Raw genomic sequence first — 16,124 nt, 5'->3', positions numbered from 1 at the left:
ACCGGGCATTAACCGGCTTGGGGGCAATGTGCGGGCCATGAAACAGCCCGCCATGAACCTCACCCTCCGGATGCCCCTGAAGCTCCTCAACAAGGCCAATCGCGCAGCCCGCGCGGCGGACCAGACCCTTGCCGAGTTTCTTCGGCAAGCCATCCTCTCCCAGCTCGGCGAGGCACCCAAGGTGCCGCCCGCCGTGGTCGACAAGCGCCGCGCCCTGGCCCAGGCCATCGAGGATTCCGTCACCTGGCCCGGCTTGCAGGCCCGGTTGCGCAAGCTCGGCTACGTGCTCCGCGCCCCGGGCGAGAATGGGCGCACCGGCCAGCCCCCGCTGATCCTCTGCACCTGGCCGGAGGAAAAGCCGTTGGTCCCGCTGACCCGTCTCGGCGTGAGCCGCGAGGATCTGACGATCAAGTTCGCCAGCCACTTCCCCGGCCGCCCGATGGAACAGCGCGAGAAGGCAGCACAGACCGGCGCTGAAAGGCGCGCCGCCTGAGCGCCGCCCCGCAAACCGGGGGGCCGAGGCAGATCTGCCCCGGCCCCTCCGGCCTTCAGATCTCCGCTTACGGGTACCAGAACAGGTCGGACCCGCTAGGCCAGTCCAGCGTCACGTCGATCCGCACCAGCTTCTTCTCGCCCGGCGCGAGGCTCATGTCCCACTCGCCCACGCCCCGCTTCTTCTCCCAGTCCTCACGGGTGGGTGACGGGCGCGCGGTAACGTCCACCTCGAGATCCTCCTGCTCCGAATAAGGCAGCGCGTAAAGCGCGGTCAGCTCCACCGCCTCGTCGCTCAGGTTCTCTACCGTGAACTCCATCGCCTGCTCGCGGGTGTTCGAGCGGCTGACGATCCCCTTGTCGCCGGTGTCGTTGTTCAGCAGCTTCCATTCCAGCCGCACCGCTTCGAGCGGCCCGAAGGAGAGCTTCTCCTCCGCCCCCGCCGGAATGAGCGGCACCGAGTTGCGGCCCACGAACACCCCGTCACGGTAGACAGAGGCCTCACCCGGCAGGATCGGCTCCGGCAGCGTGTTGCGCAGCTCTGCCAGCAGAAAGGCCGTCTGGTCGGTGCGTGGCGAAGCGATGATTTTCTCCTCGGCCTCCAGCGTCACCGTGTCGAGCGCCAGTTGCAGACCCTCGCCGCCGTCCGGGGCCAGAGTCACCCTGCGCGGATAGTCGTAGGTCACCGCAAGGCCCTCCACCTTCAGCCCGGCGACGATCGGGGTCGCCACCTCGACCATCGGCTCTTCCATCACCTCGGACTCCCGCGCCACGCTGGCGGTGTCGTAGGAGGCTCCCGCCGAGGCGCGGCCCTTGTAGGCGGCGGCCCCCATCTGGGCGAGGTTGGGCACCGGCTCCGTCGGCACGATCCCGGCAAAGGGGTCGGCGGTCGAGAGCACAAGCTCTATCCCGTCCCAGAGCTCGCCGGTATACTGCTGCACCACCGCCTTGCGGTCGATGGCGACCGACGCATCCTCGCCTCGGGTCAGCCGCAGGTCATAGTCCGGCCGCCAGGCCGCCGCGCCGTCGAGGTAGACCACCTCCAGCACCACCTCCTGCGGCGCGTCGAGTTCGAGCGAAACCGCCAGCATGTCGATCGGGCCGGCCGGCGGTGTGAGGCGCGCCAGGTCGGATTGCGCCTGCGCCAGCGCCGTCTTCAGGTCGGCCATCTCCTCGGCGAGCCCGCGCAGCGCCTCCTGGGTCTGCTGCTTCTCGAGCTGGGCCGCCGCCGTCTCCGAGCCGATCAACCCCGCCGCCGCGCGCAGCGCCTCGGGGTCGATCGCATCCAGCGCGCCGCCCTTCACCGAGCCCAGAAACTCCAGCCGCGCGTTGGCCGCGTCCAGCGCCACCTGCGCGCTGGCGATCTCGTCGGCCTTGGCCGTCACCGCGTCTTCCGCCGCCTCGACCCGCGCGCGCCCCTCGGCCTGCGCCGGGGAGTAGACGGTTTCGGCGTCGGTCACATAGCCGGTCAGCAACTGGGTCGCCCCCAGCGCAATCCCGCCCGAGGCCAGAATGCGCGGCGGCCCGTAATTCATCATCCCCTGCCGAACCGGAAACAGCAGCCGGTGCGCGCCCGCAGGCACCTCGGCCCGCACCGTGCGGGTCACCGTGGCGCCCTGGGGATAGACGGTCGCCCCCGTCACCGGCGCGGCGGCCTGAAAGTCGGCCGCCATCAGTGCTACGGGCAGGGTGGTCAGGGCCGTGGCCCAAAGCAACGTCTTCATGCGTAAAGAACCTCGTTTTCAAATGCCTTCGGCCCGGAGTCTCTGCCTCCGGCTGCGTGAAAGCAAGTTGCGTTTCCCGGCGCTTTCGGGCGCCGTTCACGAGGTAGGACGCAAGCCAAGGGCCGATCCTTGGACCGGCCCTCAAAAAATTTTTAGGTGTTGGAAGGCTGCGCCGTCACGGCGCGCCGCCTTAGCCCTTTTTCAGGATCCGCTGGCCGTAGAGCTCGGCGATCTGTACCGCGTTCAGCGCCGCGCCCTTGCGCAGGTTGTCGCTCACGCACCAGAAGTTCAGGCCGTTCTCCACCGTCGAGTCCTGACGGATGCGGCTGATGAAGGTGGCAAAATCGCCCACACATTCCACCGGCGTGGTGTAGCCACCCGGTTCGCGCTTGTCGACGACGAGGATCCCCGGCGCCTCGCGCAGGATGTCGCGGGCTTCGTCCTCATCCAGGAACTCCTCGGTCTCGACGTTGACCGCTTCGGAATGGCCCACGAAAACCGGCACCCGCACGCAGGTCGCGGTGACCTTGATCGAGGGGTCGATGATCTTCTTGGTCTCCACGACCATCTTCCACTCTTCCTTGGTCGACCCGTCTTCCATGAAAACGTCGATCTGCGGGATCACGTTGAAGGCGATCTGCTTCTGGAACTTCGAAGGCGCCCTCTCCTGGCCCGGCACATACATGCCCTTGGTCTGGTCCCAGAGCTCGTCCATGCCGTCCTTGCCGGCGCCCGAGACCGACTGGTAGGTGCTCACCACCACCCGCTTGATCTTCGCGCGGTCGTGCAGCGGCTTCAGCGCCACCACCATCTGCGCCGTGGAGCAGTTGGGGTTGGCGATGATCATCTTGTTCTTGTAGCCCTCGATGGCGTCGGCGTTCACCTCCGGCACGATCAGCGGGATCTCCGGGTCGTAGCGGTAGAGCGAGGAGTTGTCGATCACCAGGCAGCCGGCCTTGGCCGCGGCGGGAGCATAGGTCTTGGTCGCATCCGACCCGATGGCGAAGAGCGCAATGTCCCAGCCGGCGAAATCGAAGGTGTCGAGATCCTTGGTCTTCAGGGTCTTGTCGCCGAACGAAACCTCTGTGCCGAGAGATTTGCGGCTCGCAAGCGCGACAATCTCGTCAACGGGGAACTGGCGCTCGGCCAGGATGTTCAGCATTTCGCGGCCCACATTGCCCGTGGCGCCGGCGACGACGACGCGATAGCCCATAAGGGTCTCCTTTGGTTGCACGATGCGGGGCCATATAGGGTTTATGCGCGCGTTTAAAGGGCAAAGCCGCGCGTGAAGCACCGGGGTTGCCAATTCCCGCGTGCTGCCTACGATCCCTTCGCAACCGCAGCACGACCGAACCAGCACCGGAGTCCCCATGACCGATCTTTCCGCATTCAAGGCCTACGACATCCGCGGCCAGATCGGCGTCAACCTCGATGTGGCCCTCGCCCGCAAGATCGGCCGGGCCTTTGCCGAGGTGATGGGCTGCAAGACCGCCGTCATCGGGCGCGACATCCGCCCCTCCTCGCCCGAGATCACCGCGGCGCTGACCGAGGGTCTGATCGCCGGGGGCGTGGATGTGACAGACATCGGCCTTGTCGGCACAGAGGAGGTCTACTTTGCCACCTCCCACCTCGGCGCCGATGGCGGCCTGATGGTGACCGCCTCGCACAACCCGATCGACTACAACGGCATCAAGATGGTGGGCGAGGGCTCCCGCCCGCTCACCGCCGATGGCGAGATGGAACAGCTCAAGCAGCTCTGCGCCGGCTCCGACCTGCCCGACGCCGCCAGGCCCGGCACCCGCACCGAGGCCGACACCCGCGATGCCTATGCCGACAAGATCGTCAGCTTTCTTGACCTGTCGGCGCTGAAGCCGCTGAAAATTCTGGTCAATGCAGGCAACGGCGTGGCCGGCCCGACCTTCGATGCCATCGCCGCCAGGCTCTCTTCGGCCGGTGCCCCGCTCACCTTCGAGCGCATGCACCACACGCCCGATGCGACCTTTCCCAACGGCATCCCCAACCCGCTCCTCCCCGAGAACCAGCCTGCCACGGCCGACCGGGTCAAGGCCGCCGGTGCCGACATGGGCGTGGCCTGGGATGGCGATTTCGACCGCTGTTTCCTCTGCGACGAGGCCGGCAACTTTGTCGAGGGCGAGTTCGTGGTGGCGCTTCTGGCCAAGAGTTTTCTGGCCGCGCATCCCGGTGCCAAGATCGTCCATGACACCCGCGTGGCCTTCAACGCCCGCGAGGTGATCGCCGAGGCCGGCGGCGTGGCCGTGCCCTCGCCCTCCGGCCACTCGCTGATCAAGCGGCTGATGCGCGCCGAAGACGGCATCTACGGCGGCGAGATCTCGGCCCATCACTACTTCCGCGATTTCTTCTATTGCGACAGCGGCATGATCCCCTGGCTCATGATCGCCGCGCTGATGGGCACCGAGGGCAAGCCGCTCTCCGAGATGGTGGCGCAGATGCGCGCGGCCTATCCGTCATCGGGCGAGATCAACTTCCGCCTCAAGGATGCCGAGGCCGCCAAGGCTGCCTTCGAGGCCGCCTATGCGGGCGATCCGGGCGTGGTCGACGAAAGCCGCCTCGACGGGCTGTCGCTCGAGTTTGCCGACTGGCGGGTCAACCTGCGCTCGTCCAACACCGAGCCGGTCCTGCGCCTGAACGTGGAAACCCGCGGCGACCGTGCCCTGCTCGACGACAAGGTCGCCGAGATTTCCGCCCTGATCCGCGACACCGGCCAGCCCGCCTGATTCCGCTTCGGATTTTACCTGTTAAGCCCCGCTTCACCCGCCGCTGCTAAGCCGGTGACCGGGTGAAGACAGGTATCAAAGCGAGGGGCGCGGTATGTCTGCTGCCAACGATGTTCGTCCGATCATCATCAAGAAGAAGAAGATCATCGCCGCCGACGGGCACCACGGTGGCGCCTGGAAGGTGGCCTATGCCGATTTCGTGACCGCGATGATGGCCTTCTTCCTGCTGATGTGGCTGCTCAACGCCACCACCGAGAAGCAGCGCAAGGGCATCGCCGACTATTTCAACCCCAACGTCCCGCTCTCCCGCGTGTCGGGCGGGGGCGAGGGCGCCTTCGGCGGCGATTCCGTCTTTACCGAAGAGACCCTGCCCCAAACCGGCACCGGCGCGACCGAGGTCAACCCCACCGAGGAGAGCCAGGCCTCCGGCGAGGAGGGCGATCGGGACGGCGCGGCGCTCGAGGAGAGCCTCACCCAATCGGTCGATCTGACCGATATCGAGCAGGCGCTCATGGCCATGTCGGGCGAGAGCATGTCGGCCAGCGAGGCGCTGCGCCACATCGTCACCAAGGTCACCGACGAGGGGCTGATCGTCGAGGTCTTCGACATCGAGGGCGTGCCCCTCTTCGAGCCGGGCACCGACAGGCCCACCCGCATCATGACCGAGATCACCGCCATGCTGGCCCGCGTCTTCGACCTCGCCGCCAACCCGGTCGCGGTCAATGGCCACACCGCCTCCGAGCCGGTGGTGCGGGCCAACAACCCGGTCTGGCGTCTCTCGGCCGATCGCGCGGCGGCCGGCCATCGCCTGCTGGTCGAAGCCGGGCTGGAGGAGCAGCGCCTGCAACGGGTGTCGGGCTTCGCCGACCGCAAGCCGAGCGAGGGCAATCCCATGTCGATCCGCAACAACCGGCTCGAGTTCATCCTGCTGCGCACCGACATCTGATTGCGGCGCGAATGCGGCAAAACCGCTGGTATTTTATATGTTAGCCCTCCCTTAAGGACGCACCCCCATAGTGCCTGCAAGCAAGCTCCCAAGCAGCAGAAAGGCGCTTCTCATGACCATTTCTTCCTCGCTCAATGCGGGCGTGGCCGGCCTGGCGGCAAACGCCAGCCGGCTGGCAACGATCTCCGATAACATCGCCAACAGCGCCACCAATGGCTACAAGCGCGCCGTGGCCGACTTTCACGCCATGGTCATCACCTCCGGGCGCGGCACCTACTCTGCCGGTGGCGTGCGGGTGACCACCACGCGCTTCATCGACCAGCCCGGCGCCCTCCTGTCGACCGAGAACCCCACCGACCTCGCGGTGCGCGGCCGCGGCTTCCTGCCCGTCACCACCGAGGCCTCGCTGAACAACCTCACTGGCGACCGGCCGATGTATCTGGCCACCACAGGCTCCTTCCGCACCAATGCCGATGGCTACCTGGTCACGGAGTCGGGCCTCGTGCTCATGGGCTGGCCCGCCGATTCCGATGGCTCCATCCCCAACTACGCGCGCGACACCGCCGATGGCCTCGAGCCGATCCAGATCAACGTGAACCAGTTCGCCGGCGAACCGACGGAGAACATGCAGCTCGGCATGAACCTCCCCGCAACCGAAACCGATTTCGACGCCTCGGGCGACCCGCTCGACCTGTCGATCGAATATTTCGACAACCTCGGCACCTCCGAGTCGCTCACCATCACCTTCACACCCCAGATCCCCGGTTCCGGCTCGTCCAACACCTGGGACATGTCGATCACAGACAGCGCCTCGGGCGGTGCCGTGGTGGGCGAATACCAGCTCGTGTTCGATGACAGCCGCGGCTCCGGCGGCACCATCCAGTCGGTCACGCTGACCGGCGCGGGCGGCGCCTACGACGGCGTGACCGGCATTTTCACCATCACCGTCGATGGCGGCCCGATCGACATCAACATCGGCGCCATCGGCTCGGGCAACCTGATGACCCAGCTCTCCGACAGTTTCGCGCCCACCTCCATCAGCAAGGACGGCTCGCCCGTGGGCAACATGGTCTCGGTCGAGGTCGATGCCAACGGCTTCCTCTACGCCGCCTTCGACATCGGCATCACCCGCACCATCTACCAGATCCCTCTGGTCGACCTGCCCAACCCCAACGGGCTGCTTGCGCTCGACAACCAGACCTACCAGACCTCCAACGCCTCCGGCTCCTTCTTCCTCTGGGACGCCGCCGATGGCCCCACGGGCGACATCCTCAGTTACGCGCTCGAGGAGAGCGCCACCGATGTCGCCGGAGAGCTGACCGCGCTGATCCAGACCCAGCGCGCCTATTCCTCCAACGCCAAGGTCATCCAGACCGTCGACGAGATGCTGCAGGAAACCACCAACATCAAACGCTGAGGCGCTCTCGGCCAAGGCTAACCCAGGAGGCCTCCCATGACCCTCTCCGCTTCCATGTCGGCCGCGCTCTCGGGGCTGAACGCCACCAGGCGCCAGACCGATGTCATCAGCTCCAACATCGCCAACGCGCTGACCGAGGGCTACGGGCGGCGCAGCGTGGCCCTCTCCGTCCGGCCGCTGGGCGGCGTCGAGGTCGGGACGGTCCAGCGCAACGTCAACGAGCGCATCATCGGCGACCGGCGGCTCGCCCAGGCCGCCGCCGGCGAGGCCGACACCCGTGCCCAGGCCCTGCTCCGGATCGAGGGCCTGCTCGGCGCGCCCGACGAGGCCAGCTCCCTGACAGCCGCCTACGCCCGCTTCGAAGGGGCACTGATCGAGGCCTCCAGCCGGCCCGACGTGCCCGCCCGGCTCGATACCGTCGCGCGGGCCGGCGTGGCCCTCGCCGACCGCTTCGAGAGCATCTCCGACGGCCTCCAGGACCTGCGGCTCGAAGTCGATCAGCAGATCGCCCGCGAGGTGACCCGGCTCAACAGCTCGCTCCAGCAGATCGCCGAGCTGAACGCGCTGATCTTCAACTCCGGTTCCAATGGGCAGGATGCGGCCGCCCTGCAAGATCAGCGCCAGGTGCTCATCGACAGTGTTTCCGAGATCGTTCCGCTCCGGCAGGTCCAACGGGAGGGCGGCAAGGTGGCGCTCTTCACGCCCACCGGCGGCATCCTGCTCGAGGGCACCGCCGCCACCATCGGCTTCACGCCCGTGAACCTCATCACCCCCGACATGACACTCGCCTCGGGCGCCCTCTCCGGCCTCACCCTCAACGGCAATCCGGTCCGCACCGATGGCGACAACGCCCCCTTTGCGGGCGGTACGCTCCACGCCCTCTTCGCCCAGCGCGACGAGATCGCCGTCGAAGCTCAGGCCGGGCTCGACATGATGGCCCGCGACCTCGTCGAGCGCTTCCAGGATCCCGCGCTCGACACCACGCTCGCCCCGGGCGATGCGGGCCTCTTCACCGACGGCGGCGCGGCCTTTGTCTCCACCGATGAGGAGGGCCTGTCCGCCCGGCTCGAGTTCAACATCCTCGCCGACCCGGATCGCGGCGGCGACAGCTGGCGCCTGCGTGACGGGCTCGGTGCCGCGGTGACCGGCCCGGTCGGCAACGCCTCGCTGCTGCAGGCCGTCGCCGACCGCCTGAACGAGAGCCGCAGTTCCCCCTCCGCCGCCGCCACCGGCCTGTCCCGTTCCGCCTCCGGCCATGCCGCCGACTTCCTCTCCGGCCTCGCCGCCCGGCGGCAGAGCGGCGAGGTCGAGCTTGGCTACCAGATGGCGCGCTACGACACGCTCCTCGGCGCCGAACTGGCCGGCGGCGTGGATACCGACCGCGAACTGCAACAGCTGCTGATCGTCGAGCAGGCCTATGCCGCCAACGCCAAGGTCCTTCAGACGATCGACGAGATGATCCAGCGGATCATGGCCATCTGAAAGGGCTGACCACATGCTGAGACAACTGGGCTTCGGCGACCTCGCCCGCCTGCACTCGATGAACCGCTCCAACCACGACGCCAAGTCGGAGCTGACGCGCCTGACGCAGGAAATGGCGTCGGGCCGGAAGTCGAGCATTGCCGAGGCGGTGAAGGGCGATTTCGCCCCGATCACCAGCATCGAGATGAGCCTCGCCCGCAACAGCGCCTTCCGGACCGCCAGCACCGAGGCCGCCAGCTTCGCCTCGGTAATGCAGCACGCCTACCAGACCATCTCCGCCTTCGGGGCCGAATCCGCCTCCAACCTTCTCAACGCCAGCCAGGCGGCCCAGCCCGAGCTGATCGGCACCGCTGCGAAGGATACCGCCGCGCGGCTCCAGCCCGTGCTCGCCGCCCTGAACACCGAGTTCGGCGGCCGCAGCGTGTTTGCCGGCGAGGCGGTCAGCGGCCCTGCGGTGGCCGATGCCGCCACCCTGATGGCAGGGCTCACCGCCGCAACCGCGGTCGCCACCGACGTGGCCAGCCTGATGGCGGCCGTCGATGCCTGGTTCGACACGGGCGGCGGCTTCGAGAGCACCGTCTACCTCGGCTCCACAACCCCGCTCGACCCTGTCGACATCGGGCAGGAGGTTTCGGCCGACCTCGGCTTCACTGCATTCGACCCCGAGCTGCGCGCCACGCTGAAGGGCATCGCCCTGGCCGGGCTGGTCGGCGAAGGCGCCCTGGCCGGCGATGATGCCGCACGCGCCGAGCTGCTCCGGAACGCCGGCGAGATCCTGATCGAGGGCGAGTCCGGCCTGACCCGGCTCCAGGCCCGGCTCGGCACCGTCGAGGCGCTGATCGAGGAGGCCGACACCGCACGCGCCGCCGAGACCTCCGCTCTCACCGTCACCCGCTCCGGCCTGCTCGAAGTGGATCCCTACGAAACCGCCTCGCGCCTGCAACAGGTTCAGTTGCAGCTCGAAACCATCTACGCGGTGACTGCCCGAATGCAGTCCTTGAGCCTGGTGAATTACCTCTGATGTTTCGCACCCTCCTCGCCTGCCTTCTCGCGCTTGCCCTCGCCGGTGCTGCCTCTGCCACGCCCGTCCGCATCAAGGATCTCGTCGAGTTCGACGGGGTGCGCGGCAACGATCTCGTCGGCTACGGCCTGGTCGTCGGGCTCAACGGCTCGGGCGACGGGTTGCGCAACGCGCCCTTTACCGAGGAGATCATGCAGAACATGCTTGAGCGCCTCGGCGTCAACGTCACCGGCGAACAGTTCCGCCCAAAGAACGTGGCGGCCGTCTTCGTCACGGCCACCCTGCCGCCCTTCGCCCGCGCGGGCAGCCAGATCGACGTTACCGTCTCGGCCATCGGCGACGCCAAGAGCCTGCTCGGCGGAACCCTGGTGATGACCCCGCTCACCGCTGCCGACGGCCAGATCTACGCGGTGGCGCAGGGCACCATCATCGCGGGCGGCGCGACGGCCGAGGGCGATGGCGCCACGGTCACCCAGGGCGTGCCCACCGCCGGCACCGTCCCCTCCGGCGCCCGGGTCGAGCGCGAGGTGCCCTTCGACTTCACCCAGTTGCGCAGCATGCGGCTGGCGCTGCGCACGCAGGATTTCACGACCGCGAACCGGATCGAGACGGCGATCAACGCTGCTTTCGGTGCCCCCGTCGCCCGCATGCTCGATGCCGGCACCGTGCAGATCACCCTGTCGGGCAGTGGCACGCGCTCGCCGGCCCATATGGTGAGCCGGATCGAGAACATCGCCGTAGAGCCCCAGCGCCGCGCCATGGTCGTGGTCGACCAGCGCTCGGGCACGATCGTGATGGGCGAGGACGTGCGCATCAGCCGGGTCGCGGTGAGCCAGGGCAACCTGACGATCCGGATCGAGGAAAAGCCGATCGCCGTGCAGCCCAACCCCTTCGCCCCCGGCGAAACCGTGGTGCTGCCCAACACCACTGCCGAGATCAACGAAGAGCCTGGCATCGGTCTGGCCGAGGTCGCCGAGGGCACTTCGCTCTCCGAGGTCGTGGCCGGCCTCAATGCCCTGGGGGTCTCGCCGCGCGACATGATCGACATCCTCAAGAGCATCAAGGCCGCAGGGGCGCTCCACGCCGACTTCATTGTCCGGTGATCCGAGGGCCCGAGGATCGGTGCACTCGGGGCAGGCTTCGCTCGCGGCCCGAAGCCGCAGCGCCCCTTTTCCGGCCGCGGTGCCAGCGCTCCGCTTGCCAAAGCCACGCCCGGCCCTCGCCTCCCGCTGCGCCGCCGCTTCGCATCCACGGCAGGTTCGCCTTCAGGCAGGAAGGGCGCGCCAGCAGCCGCGGCGCTTCGGTCAACGCTCACGCTCAGCGGGCGGCACTCATCTGTCGCCTTGCGTCCCGCCGTTGTCTCCGGTCAGAAGTAGCTTCGGATCAACGCGCCCGAGATCAGCGCCCAGCCGTCGGCGACCACGAAGAAGGCCAGTTTGAAGGGCAGCGCGACGATCGCCGGCGGCACCATCATCATCCCCATCGACATGAGGACCGCCGCGACCACCAGGTCGATGATGAGGAAGGGCAGGAAGATCAGGAACCCGATCTGAAAGGCGCGCTCGACCTCGCTCAGCAAGAACGAGGGAACGAGCAGCGACAAGGGCGCCTCCCCCGGCGCGGGCCCTGCAACCGCACCGGGCCGCACCTCGCCCAATGTGCGCAACGTCTCAGGATCCACCCGCGCCGCCATGAACAGCCGGAACGGTGCCATCGTGTTGGCCAGGGCCTCCTCGAGCGGGAGCTGCGCATCGAGCAGCGGGCGAACGCCCGTGCGCCAGGCCTCCTGGAACACCGGGTCCATGATGAACCAGGTGAGGAACAGTGCCAGCGAGACGATCAGCATGTTGGGCGGCGACTGCTGCAGGCCGATGGCCTGGCGCAGGATCGAGAGCACGGTCACGATGAACGGAAAACAGGTGACCATCACCGCGATTCCGGGCACGAGGCTCAGGATGGTGATGAGCGCGAAGAGCCCGATCGTGTGGCTGGTGAATCCGCCTGCGCCGTCCCCCAGGTCTATCGTGATGTCCTGCGCGGCGAGTGGCGCCGCCAGGGTTGCGACCACGAGGGCAAGGCCGGCGGCACGCAACATCGGGCTCACAGCCCGCCCTTGAGGTCAGCCACCTCGGTCAGCCGCACGGCCAGCTGGCCCGGCTGGCCGTCTTCGGCCTCGGTCAGCTCGCCCCGCGCGATGAGCTTGTCGCCCACGTAAAGCTCCACCGGGTCCTCGACCCGCCGGTCGAGCGGCAAGACCGCGTCGGGCCCGAGCTTCAGCAGTTCGGAGACCCGCGGCCGGGCCTTGCCCACCGCGACGGTGATCTCCACCGGAACCTGGCTGAACGGGTTGCCTGCGGATTGTGCCTCTTCGGTCATGTCTCATCCTTCCCGGGTCGCCTGACCCTCAAAAAACCCTGCGACGACCTGGGCGATGCCCTCGAGCACCGCGTCGAGGTCGATGATCTCCTCGGCACTGGCAAACCGCAGCACCGCCTGGCCCGGCCCGAGGCTCGGTTCTTCGGCCAGCCGCACCGGGATGGTGGCCGCGCCCTGCAGAAGGGGCTCGATGCGCGCCATGTTCCCGGGCGCGACGGTCACCTCGACAGAGACTTCGCTGCGCGCCTGTACGGCCGCCTCGATCCGCTCCAAAATCGTGGGGCCGAGACTTCCGGCAAGGGTTCCGGGCAGCACCTTGGCGACGATCCCGGTGATCAGCGCGCGCATTTCGGCCAGCATCGCCCGGCGCGCCTCGTGATAGGTGAAGCTCATGTCGTCCAGCGCGCGGGCCAGGTCGGCCGCGATCGCCCGCTGCTCCTCGGCATGGGCGCGGGCGGCATCGTCCCAGCCCTCCCGGTAGCCCTTGTCGAAGGCCGCGAGCTGGGCCTCGGCCAGCGCGCCATCACCAGCCGGCTCGCGCGCCTTCTTCGGGGCACCGCTGAACTCTTCGAGGGTGATTCCGCCCTTGCTCACGCCCGGGCCTCCTCATCCTCTTCCATCCAGCTCTTCAGGATCTCGATGGTCTCGTCCTGGCGCTCCTCGATCATTTGCCGGAGTCGGGCCACCGGATCGCGGCCGTTGCCGCCGAACCCCTCCATTCCGGGCACCCCCGACACGTCGAAATCGTTCACCACGGCGAGGTCTGGCAGGTCCATGTCACTGTCGTCGATTTCGCCGGTGAGCGCGTCGGGCATCGCGATGTCGTCGAGATCGGCCCGGCCCGTTTCCGCCGGCGCACCGGGCGGCAGCGCCGCCACCGGGGTTTCGGGCGCGGGCAGCGCCCTGGCGGTCAGCGCGGGTTTGAGCACGAAGAGGCCGAGGCCGAGCGTGACCAGCGCCAGGATCGCGAGCTGGATCAGGGTCATGATGTTCAGCCGGTCCAGCAGCGAGCCACCTGCCATCGTGCCAACTTCCTCGACCGGCAGGAACTCCAGCGACTTGATGGTGATCTGGTCGCCCCGCTCCTCGTTGTACCCCACCGCGCTGGCCACCAGCTCGCGCAGGGCGCCGAGCTGCTCGTCGCTCCGGGCCGTCCAGATGGCGCTGCCACTGGCGTCCTCGCCGCGGATCCCGTCGACCAGAACGGCCACGGTGAGCCGTTTCACCGCACCCGGCGCGCGCAGCACTTCGCGTTGTGTTTCAGAGACTTCAAAGTTGGTGCGTTCCCGGGTCGTGCTCTCCTGGCTCTGGCTCTCGCCGCCGGCGCCAGCGGCCTCGCCATCGGGCAGGTTGGAGGCCACCGTCACGGCCGAGGGATTGGTGCCGCTGGCGCTGTTCGAGCGTTCCTCGGTTTCGGAGCTCACGGCCACCCGTCCATCCGGATCGAACCGGCGCTCGATGATCTGCTCCCGGTCGGTCTGGGTTTCGACCGATACTTCCACCACCGCGTTGCCGGGCCCGACATGGGCCTCGAGCAGCCGTTGCACGTTGCGCCGCAGCGCATCGGCGCGCTCGTCGCCCGCCGCATCGCCGAGGGCGTCGTCGGGCGCCACGACCGCGCCGCTGGTGCCGTCGATCACCGACACGCCTTCCGGCGTCAGCCCGGCGACGGCGCTGGCGATCAGGAACTTGAAGGCCTTCGCTTCGGCCGGCGTCACCCGTCCGCCCGTGGCCGTGACCGAGACCGAAGCGGAGGCGGCCTCGGTCCGGCCGAACCCTTGGCTCGCCGGGTTGGAGATATGCACCCGCGCGGCGCGGACGCGCGGCGAGGCCAGGATCGTGCGAGCCAATTCGCCCTCCTTCGCGCGCCAATAGGCGGCGTCGAACATCTGGCTGGTCGTGCCGAAGCCGGTGAGCCCGTCGAGAATTTCGTAGCCCTGCCCGCCGTTTGCCGGAAGGCCCTCGCCCGCGAGGGTCATCCGCAGCGCGTCGCGCCGGGCGCTGTCGACATAGATCGCACCGCCGCGCACCTCATAGGCCACGCCCTGCTGGTCGAGCGAGGTCACCACCTCGCCGGCGGCGGCCGGCTCGAGCCCGGCATAGAGCAGCGTCATCCCCGGTGCCGTCGCCATCCGGCTCAGGGCCAGCACCGCCGCAAACATCGCCAGGGTGGCAACCAGAACGGTGATTCGCCGCCGGGCGTCGAGGCCATTCCAGGTGTCCAAAAGGTTTTGCACGCGCATTCTCCGCCGACTCCGAGGTTTCTCCCCGGTGCCCCCTAGATCGCCCATCGGCCTTAACAATCGGTTAGCCACCTTCGGGCTATGAACGGATCGAGGGATTTGTTCAGGAGAACCGATGACATGGCCGAGCAAGAGGCTGCCGCGGACGCCGGTGAAGAGGCCGAAGCACCGAAGAAGAAGTCCAGGTTGCCGCTGATCCTGGGCGTGATTCTCATGCTGGGCGGTGGCGGCGGGGCCTTCTTTGCCACCTTCACGGGCCTGTTGGGCGGCGTACAGGGTGCAGACGAGATGCAGGAAGAGATCGCCGAGGCCGCGCCGCTGGAGCCCGTTGCCTTCGTGCCGCTCGACCCGATCATCATCGCCGTCCGGTCCGAGGGTCACGCTGCGCATCTGCGGTTCCGGGCCGAGCTCGAGGTTCAGCCCGGCAGGCAGGAGGAGGTCACACTGCTGATGCCGCGCATCCTTGACGTGCTCAACACCTACCTCCGCGCCGTCGAGGTGAGCGAGATCGAGCGCCCGAGCGCGCTGATGAGCCTGCGGGCGCAGATGCTGCGCCGCATACAGATCGTCACGGGGGAAGGCCGGGTGAAGGACCTGCTCGTGACCGAATTCGTGGTAAACTAGGAGAGTCCGATGCTGAACCTGATTGCAGATGTGCTGCTGGCCGCCGGAGCGATCGGGGCGGGCCTCTATTGCCTCGTCCTGTCGCGGCGGTTGTCGCGGTTCACCGATCTCGAGAGCGGGATGGGCGGCGCCGTCGCGGTGCTCTCGGTGCAGGTCGATGACCTGACCCGGGCGCTGGAGGAGGCGCGCAAGGCCTCTCGGGGGAGCCTGTCGCAGCTCACCGATCTGACCAAAAGGGCCGAGGACTCCGCCGCCCGGCTCGAGATCCTGCTGGCGTCGATGCACGACCTGCCCGACACGGCAGCCCAGCCCTCTGCGCGGCCCACCGTGACACGGCGGCGGCGCGCGGCCCGCAGCGAGGAACAGGAGGCAGCCTGATGGCCGGCAGGGGCAAACCGCGCAGGCGACTGCGCCAAAAGCTGGGCCGCGGGCTGCTGACCACGCTTGCCGCGCTGCTCCTCGCCTCGGCGACGCTGCGGCTGACCGGGGGCACCGGCGCGGCCCTGGCGCGCGAAGTGGCCAACCGGATGACCGGCGCGGAGCAGGCCGAGGCGCCTGTCGTGGCGGGCTGCGAACCTGAGCCCGAGATCGCCGCCCTTCTGGCCGCGCTCGGCGCCCGCGAGACCGCCGTCACCGCCCGCGAGGCCGCGGTATCTGACGAGTTGCTCGCGCTTGCGCGCGCGCGCGAGGAGGTGGCCCGCGAGATGGCCGTGCTGCGTGAGGCGGAGGCCCAGCTCGAAGAGACCCTGGCCCTGGCCGACGGTGCGGCCGAGAACGACCTCGCCCGGCTCACCCGCATGTACGAGGTCATGAAACCCAAGGAGGCCGCCGCGCTCTTCGAGGAGATGGACCCGGTCTTCGCCGCCGGGTTTCTTGGGCGGATGCAGCCTGAACGCGCCGCTGCCGTGCTCGCCGGCATGGAGCCGAAGGCGGCCTACCGGCTGTCGCTCATCCTCGCCGGTCGCAATGGCACCGTCCCGACCGAATAGGCGGCGACGGATCAGAGAAAATTAACTGCGGTCTGCCAGAAGGAGGGCGGGCAA

16 protein-coding genes are annotated in these 16,124 nt (G+C 68.2%); 10 read left to right on the top strand and 6 right to left on the bottom strand.

Going from position 1 to position 16,124, the window contains the following annotated elements; translation table 11 throughout:
* Positions 1 to 37 precede the first annotated feature (37 nt).
* A complete protein-coding gene (locus BUR94_RS19625) occupies positions 38 to 493 on the top strand; it encodes a hypothetical protein (RefSeq protein WP_175570507.1) in 456 nt (151 codons plus the stop codon).
* Positions 494 to 560: 67 nt separating this feature from the next.
* On the opposite strand, the gene BUR94_RS19620 is transcribed toward BUR94_RS19625, so the two are convergent.
* A complete protein-coding gene (locus BUR94_RS19620; protein ID WP_074258120.1) occupies positions 561 to 2,216 on the bottom strand; it encodes a mucoidy inhibitor MuiA family protein in 1,656 nt (551 codons plus the stop codon).
* Between the two features lie 190 nt (positions 2,217 to 2,406).
* On the bottom strand, positions 2,407 to 3,429 hold the full coding sequence (locus BUR94_RS19615; protein WP_074258119.1) for an aspartate-semialdehyde dehydrogenase: 1,023 nt from the start codon (positions 3,427 to 3,429) through the stop codon (positions 2,407 to 2,409).
* A gap of 157 nt (positions 3,430 to 3,586) precedes the next feature.
* Between BUR94_RS19615 and BUR94_RS19610 the strand changes: the two genes are divergently transcribed.
* The 6 genes from BUR94_RS19610 (at position 3,587) to BUR94_RS19585 (ending at position 10,941) form a co-directional block, all read left to right on the top strand.
* The gene (locus BUR94_RS19610) at positions 3,587 to 4,972 is read left to right on the top strand and encodes a phosphohexomutase domain-containing protein (RefSeq protein ID WP_074258118.1); all 1,386 of its coding nucleotides are present in this window, start codon (positions 3,587 to 3,589) and stop codon (positions 4,970 to 4,972) included.
* Positions 4,973 to 5,066: 94 nt separating this feature from the next.
* A complete protein-coding gene (locus BUR94_RS19605) occupies positions 5,067 to 5,918 on the top strand; it encodes a flagellar motor protein MotB (RefSeq protein ID WP_074258117.1) in 852 nt (283 codons plus the stop codon).
* Between the two features lie 112 nt (positions 5,919 to 6,030).
* Positions 6,031 to 7,335 carry a flagellar hook protein FlgE gene (locus tag BUR94_RS19600; protein ID WP_074258116.1) on the top strand — a complete coding sequence of 435 codons (1,305 nt, stop codon included), beginning with the start codon at positions 6,031 to 6,033 and terminating at the stop codon, positions 7,333 to 7,335.
* A 36-nt stretch (positions 7,336 to 7,371) separates the two neighbouring features.
* Complete coding sequence (gene flgK / locus BUR94_RS19595; RefSeq protein ID WP_074258115.1) at positions 7,372 to 8,817, top strand: flagellar hook-associated protein FlgK; 1,446 nt, start codon at positions 7,372 to 7,374, stop codon at positions 8,815 to 8,817.
* Positions 8,818 to 8,830: 13 nt separating this feature from the next.
* Positions 8,831 to 9,838 (top strand): flagellin, encoded by a 1,008-nt coding sequence (locus BUR94_RS19590; RefSeq protein ID WP_074258114.1) that lies wholly within the window; start codon positions 8,831 to 8,833, stop codon positions 9,836 to 9,838.
* Positions 9,838 to 10,941, top strand: coding sequence for a flagellar basal body P-ring protein FlgI (locus BUR94_RS19585; protein WP_074258113.1), 1,104 nt, complete (start codon positions 9,838 to 9,840; stop codon positions 10,939 to 10,941). Before BUR94_RS19590 ends, BUR94_RS19585 begins: the two co-directional genes overlap by 1 nt.
* A 263-nt stretch (positions 10,942 to 11,204) precedes the next feature.
* Here the strand turns inward: BUR94_RS19585 and fliP are convergent, their stop codons facing one another.
* From fliP to fliF, 4 genes are read right to left on the bottom strand one after another with little or no spacing between them, the layout of a single operon-like run.
* Complete coding sequence (gene fliP / locus BUR94_RS19580) at positions 11,205 to 11,933, bottom strand: flagellar type III secretion system pore protein FliP (RefSeq protein WP_074258112.1); 729 nt, start codon at positions 11,931 to 11,933, stop codon at positions 11,205 to 11,207.
* 5 nt (positions 11,934 to 11,938) lie between these two features.
* Positions 11,939 to 12,214: a FliM/FliN family flagellar motor switch protein gene (locus BUR94_RS19575; protein ID WP_074258111.1), complete on the bottom strand. Its 276-nt coding sequence runs from the start codon at positions 12,212 to 12,214 to the stop codon at positions 11,939 to 11,941.
* A gap of 3 nt (positions 12,215 to 12,217) precedes the next feature.
* The gene (locus BUR94_RS19570) at positions 12,218 to 12,808 is read right to left on the bottom strand and encodes a FliH/SctL family protein (RefSeq protein WP_074258110.1); all 591 of its coding nucleotides are present in this window, start codon (positions 12,806 to 12,808) and stop codon (positions 12,218 to 12,220) included.
* The gene (gene fliF, locus BUR94_RS19565; RefSeq protein ID WP_139301366.1) at positions 12,805 to 14,457 is read right to left on the bottom strand and encodes a flagellar basal-body MS-ring/collar protein FliF; all 1,653 of its coding nucleotides are present in this window, start codon (positions 14,455 to 14,457) and stop codon (positions 12,805 to 12,807) included. The genes BUR94_RS19570 and fliF overlap by 4 nt, the downstream gene beginning before the upstream one ends.
* Positions 14,458 to 14,577: 120 nt before the next feature.
* Between fliF and BUR94_RS19560 the strand changes: the two genes are divergently transcribed.
* The 3 genes from BUR94_RS19560 to BUR94_RS19550 are packed head-to-tail and all read left to right on the top strand — an operon-like array spanning position 14,578 to position 16,070.
* Positions 14,578 to 15,081: a flagellar basal body-associated FliL family protein gene (locus BUR94_RS19560; protein ID WP_074258108.1), complete on the top strand. Its 504-nt coding sequence runs from the start codon at positions 14,578 to 14,580 to the stop codon at positions 15,079 to 15,081.
* Between the two features lie 9 nt (positions 15,082 to 15,090).
* The gene (locus tag BUR94_RS19555; RefSeq protein WP_425445250.1) at positions 15,091 to 15,459 is read left to right on the top strand and encodes a hypothetical protein; all 369 of its coding nucleotides are present in this window, start codon (positions 15,091 to 15,093) and stop codon (positions 15,457 to 15,459) included.
* Positions 15,459 to 16,070 carry a MotE family protein gene (locus tag BUR94_RS19550; RefSeq protein WP_074258107.1) on the top strand — a complete coding sequence of 204 codons (612 nt, stop codon included), beginning with the start codon at positions 15,459 to 15,461 and terminating at the stop codon, positions 16,068 to 16,070. Before BUR94_RS19555 ends, BUR94_RS19550 begins: the two co-directional genes overlap by 1 nt.
* Positions 16,071 to 16,124 lie beyond the last annotated feature (54 nt).

It is taken from the genome of Vannielia litorea (assembly GCF_900142295.1).
In the GTDB taxonomy this organism is placed as follows: domain Bacteria; phylum Pseudomonadota; class Alphaproteobacteria; order Rhodobacterales; family Rhodobacteraceae; genus Vannielia; species Vannielia litorea.
This window is presented reverse-complemented; position numbering and strand designations above follow the sequence as displayed.

What these genes read in the sequence shown, in the direction of transcription:
- BUR94_RS19560 (WP_074258108.1), top strand. Translation starts at nt 14,578, where the DNA reads ATGGCCGAGCAAGAGGCTGCCGCGGACGCCGGTGAAGAGGCCGAAGCA.
- BUR94_RS19600 (WP_074258116.1), top strand. Translation starts at nt 6,031, where the DNA reads ATGACCATTTCTTCCTCGCTCAATGCGGGCGTGGCCGGCCTGGCGGCA.
- BUR94_RS19615 (WP_074258119.1), bottom strand. Translation starts at nt 3,429, where the DNA reads ATGGGCTATCGCGTCGTCGTCGCCGGCGCCACGGGCAATGTGGGCCGC.
- BUR94_RS19575 (WP_074258111.1), bottom strand. Translation starts at nt 12,214, where the DNA reads ATGACCGAAGAGGCACAATCCGCAGGCAACCCGTTCAGCCAGGTTCCG.
- BUR94_RS19625 (WP_175570507.1), top strand. Translation starts at nt 38, where the DNA reads ATGAAACAGCCCGCCATGAACCTCACCCTCCGGATGCCCCTGAAGCTC.
- BUR94_RS19590 (WP_074258114.1), top strand. Translation starts at nt 8,831, where the DNA reads ATGCTGAGACAACTGGGCTTCGGCGACCTCGCCCGCCTGCACTCGATG.
- flgK (WP_074258115.1), top strand. Translation starts at nt 7,372, where the DNA reads ATGACCCTCTCCGCTTCCATGTCGGCCGCGCTCTCGGGGCTGAACGCC.
- fliP (WP_074258112.1), bottom strand. Translation starts at nt 11,933, where the DNA reads ATGTTGCGTGCCGCCGGCCTTGCCCTCGTGGTCGCAACCCTGGCGGCG.
- BUR94_RS19620 (WP_074258120.1), bottom strand. Translation starts at nt 2,216, where the DNA reads ATGAAGACGTTGCTTTGGGCCACGGCCCTGACCACCCTGCCCGTAGCA.
- fliF (WP_139301366.1), bottom strand. Translation starts at nt 14,457, where the DNA reads ATGCGCGTGCAAAACCTTTTGGACACCTGGAATGGCCTCGACGCCCGG.
- BUR94_RS19605 (WP_074258117.1), top strand. Translation starts at nt 5,067, where the DNA reads ATGTCTGCTGCCAACGATGTTCGTCCGATCATCATCAAGAAGAAGAAG.
- BUR94_RS19585 (WP_074258113.1), top strand. Translation starts at nt 9,838, where the DNA reads ATGTTTCGCACCCTCCTCGCCTGCCTTCTCGCGCTTGCCCTCGCCGGT.
- BUR94_RS19555 (WP_425445250.1), top strand. Translation starts at nt 15,091, where the DNA reads ATGCTGAACCTGATTGCAGATGTGCTGCTGGCCGCCGGAGCGATCGGG.
- BUR94_RS19610 (WP_074258118.1), top strand. Translation starts at nt 3,587, where the DNA reads ATGACCGATCTTTCCGCATTCAAGGCCTACGACATCCGCGGCCAGATC.
- BUR94_RS19550 (WP_074258107.1), top strand. Translation starts at nt 15,459, where the DNA reads ATGGCCGGCAGGGGCAAACCGCGCAGGCGACTGCGCCAAAAGCTGGGC.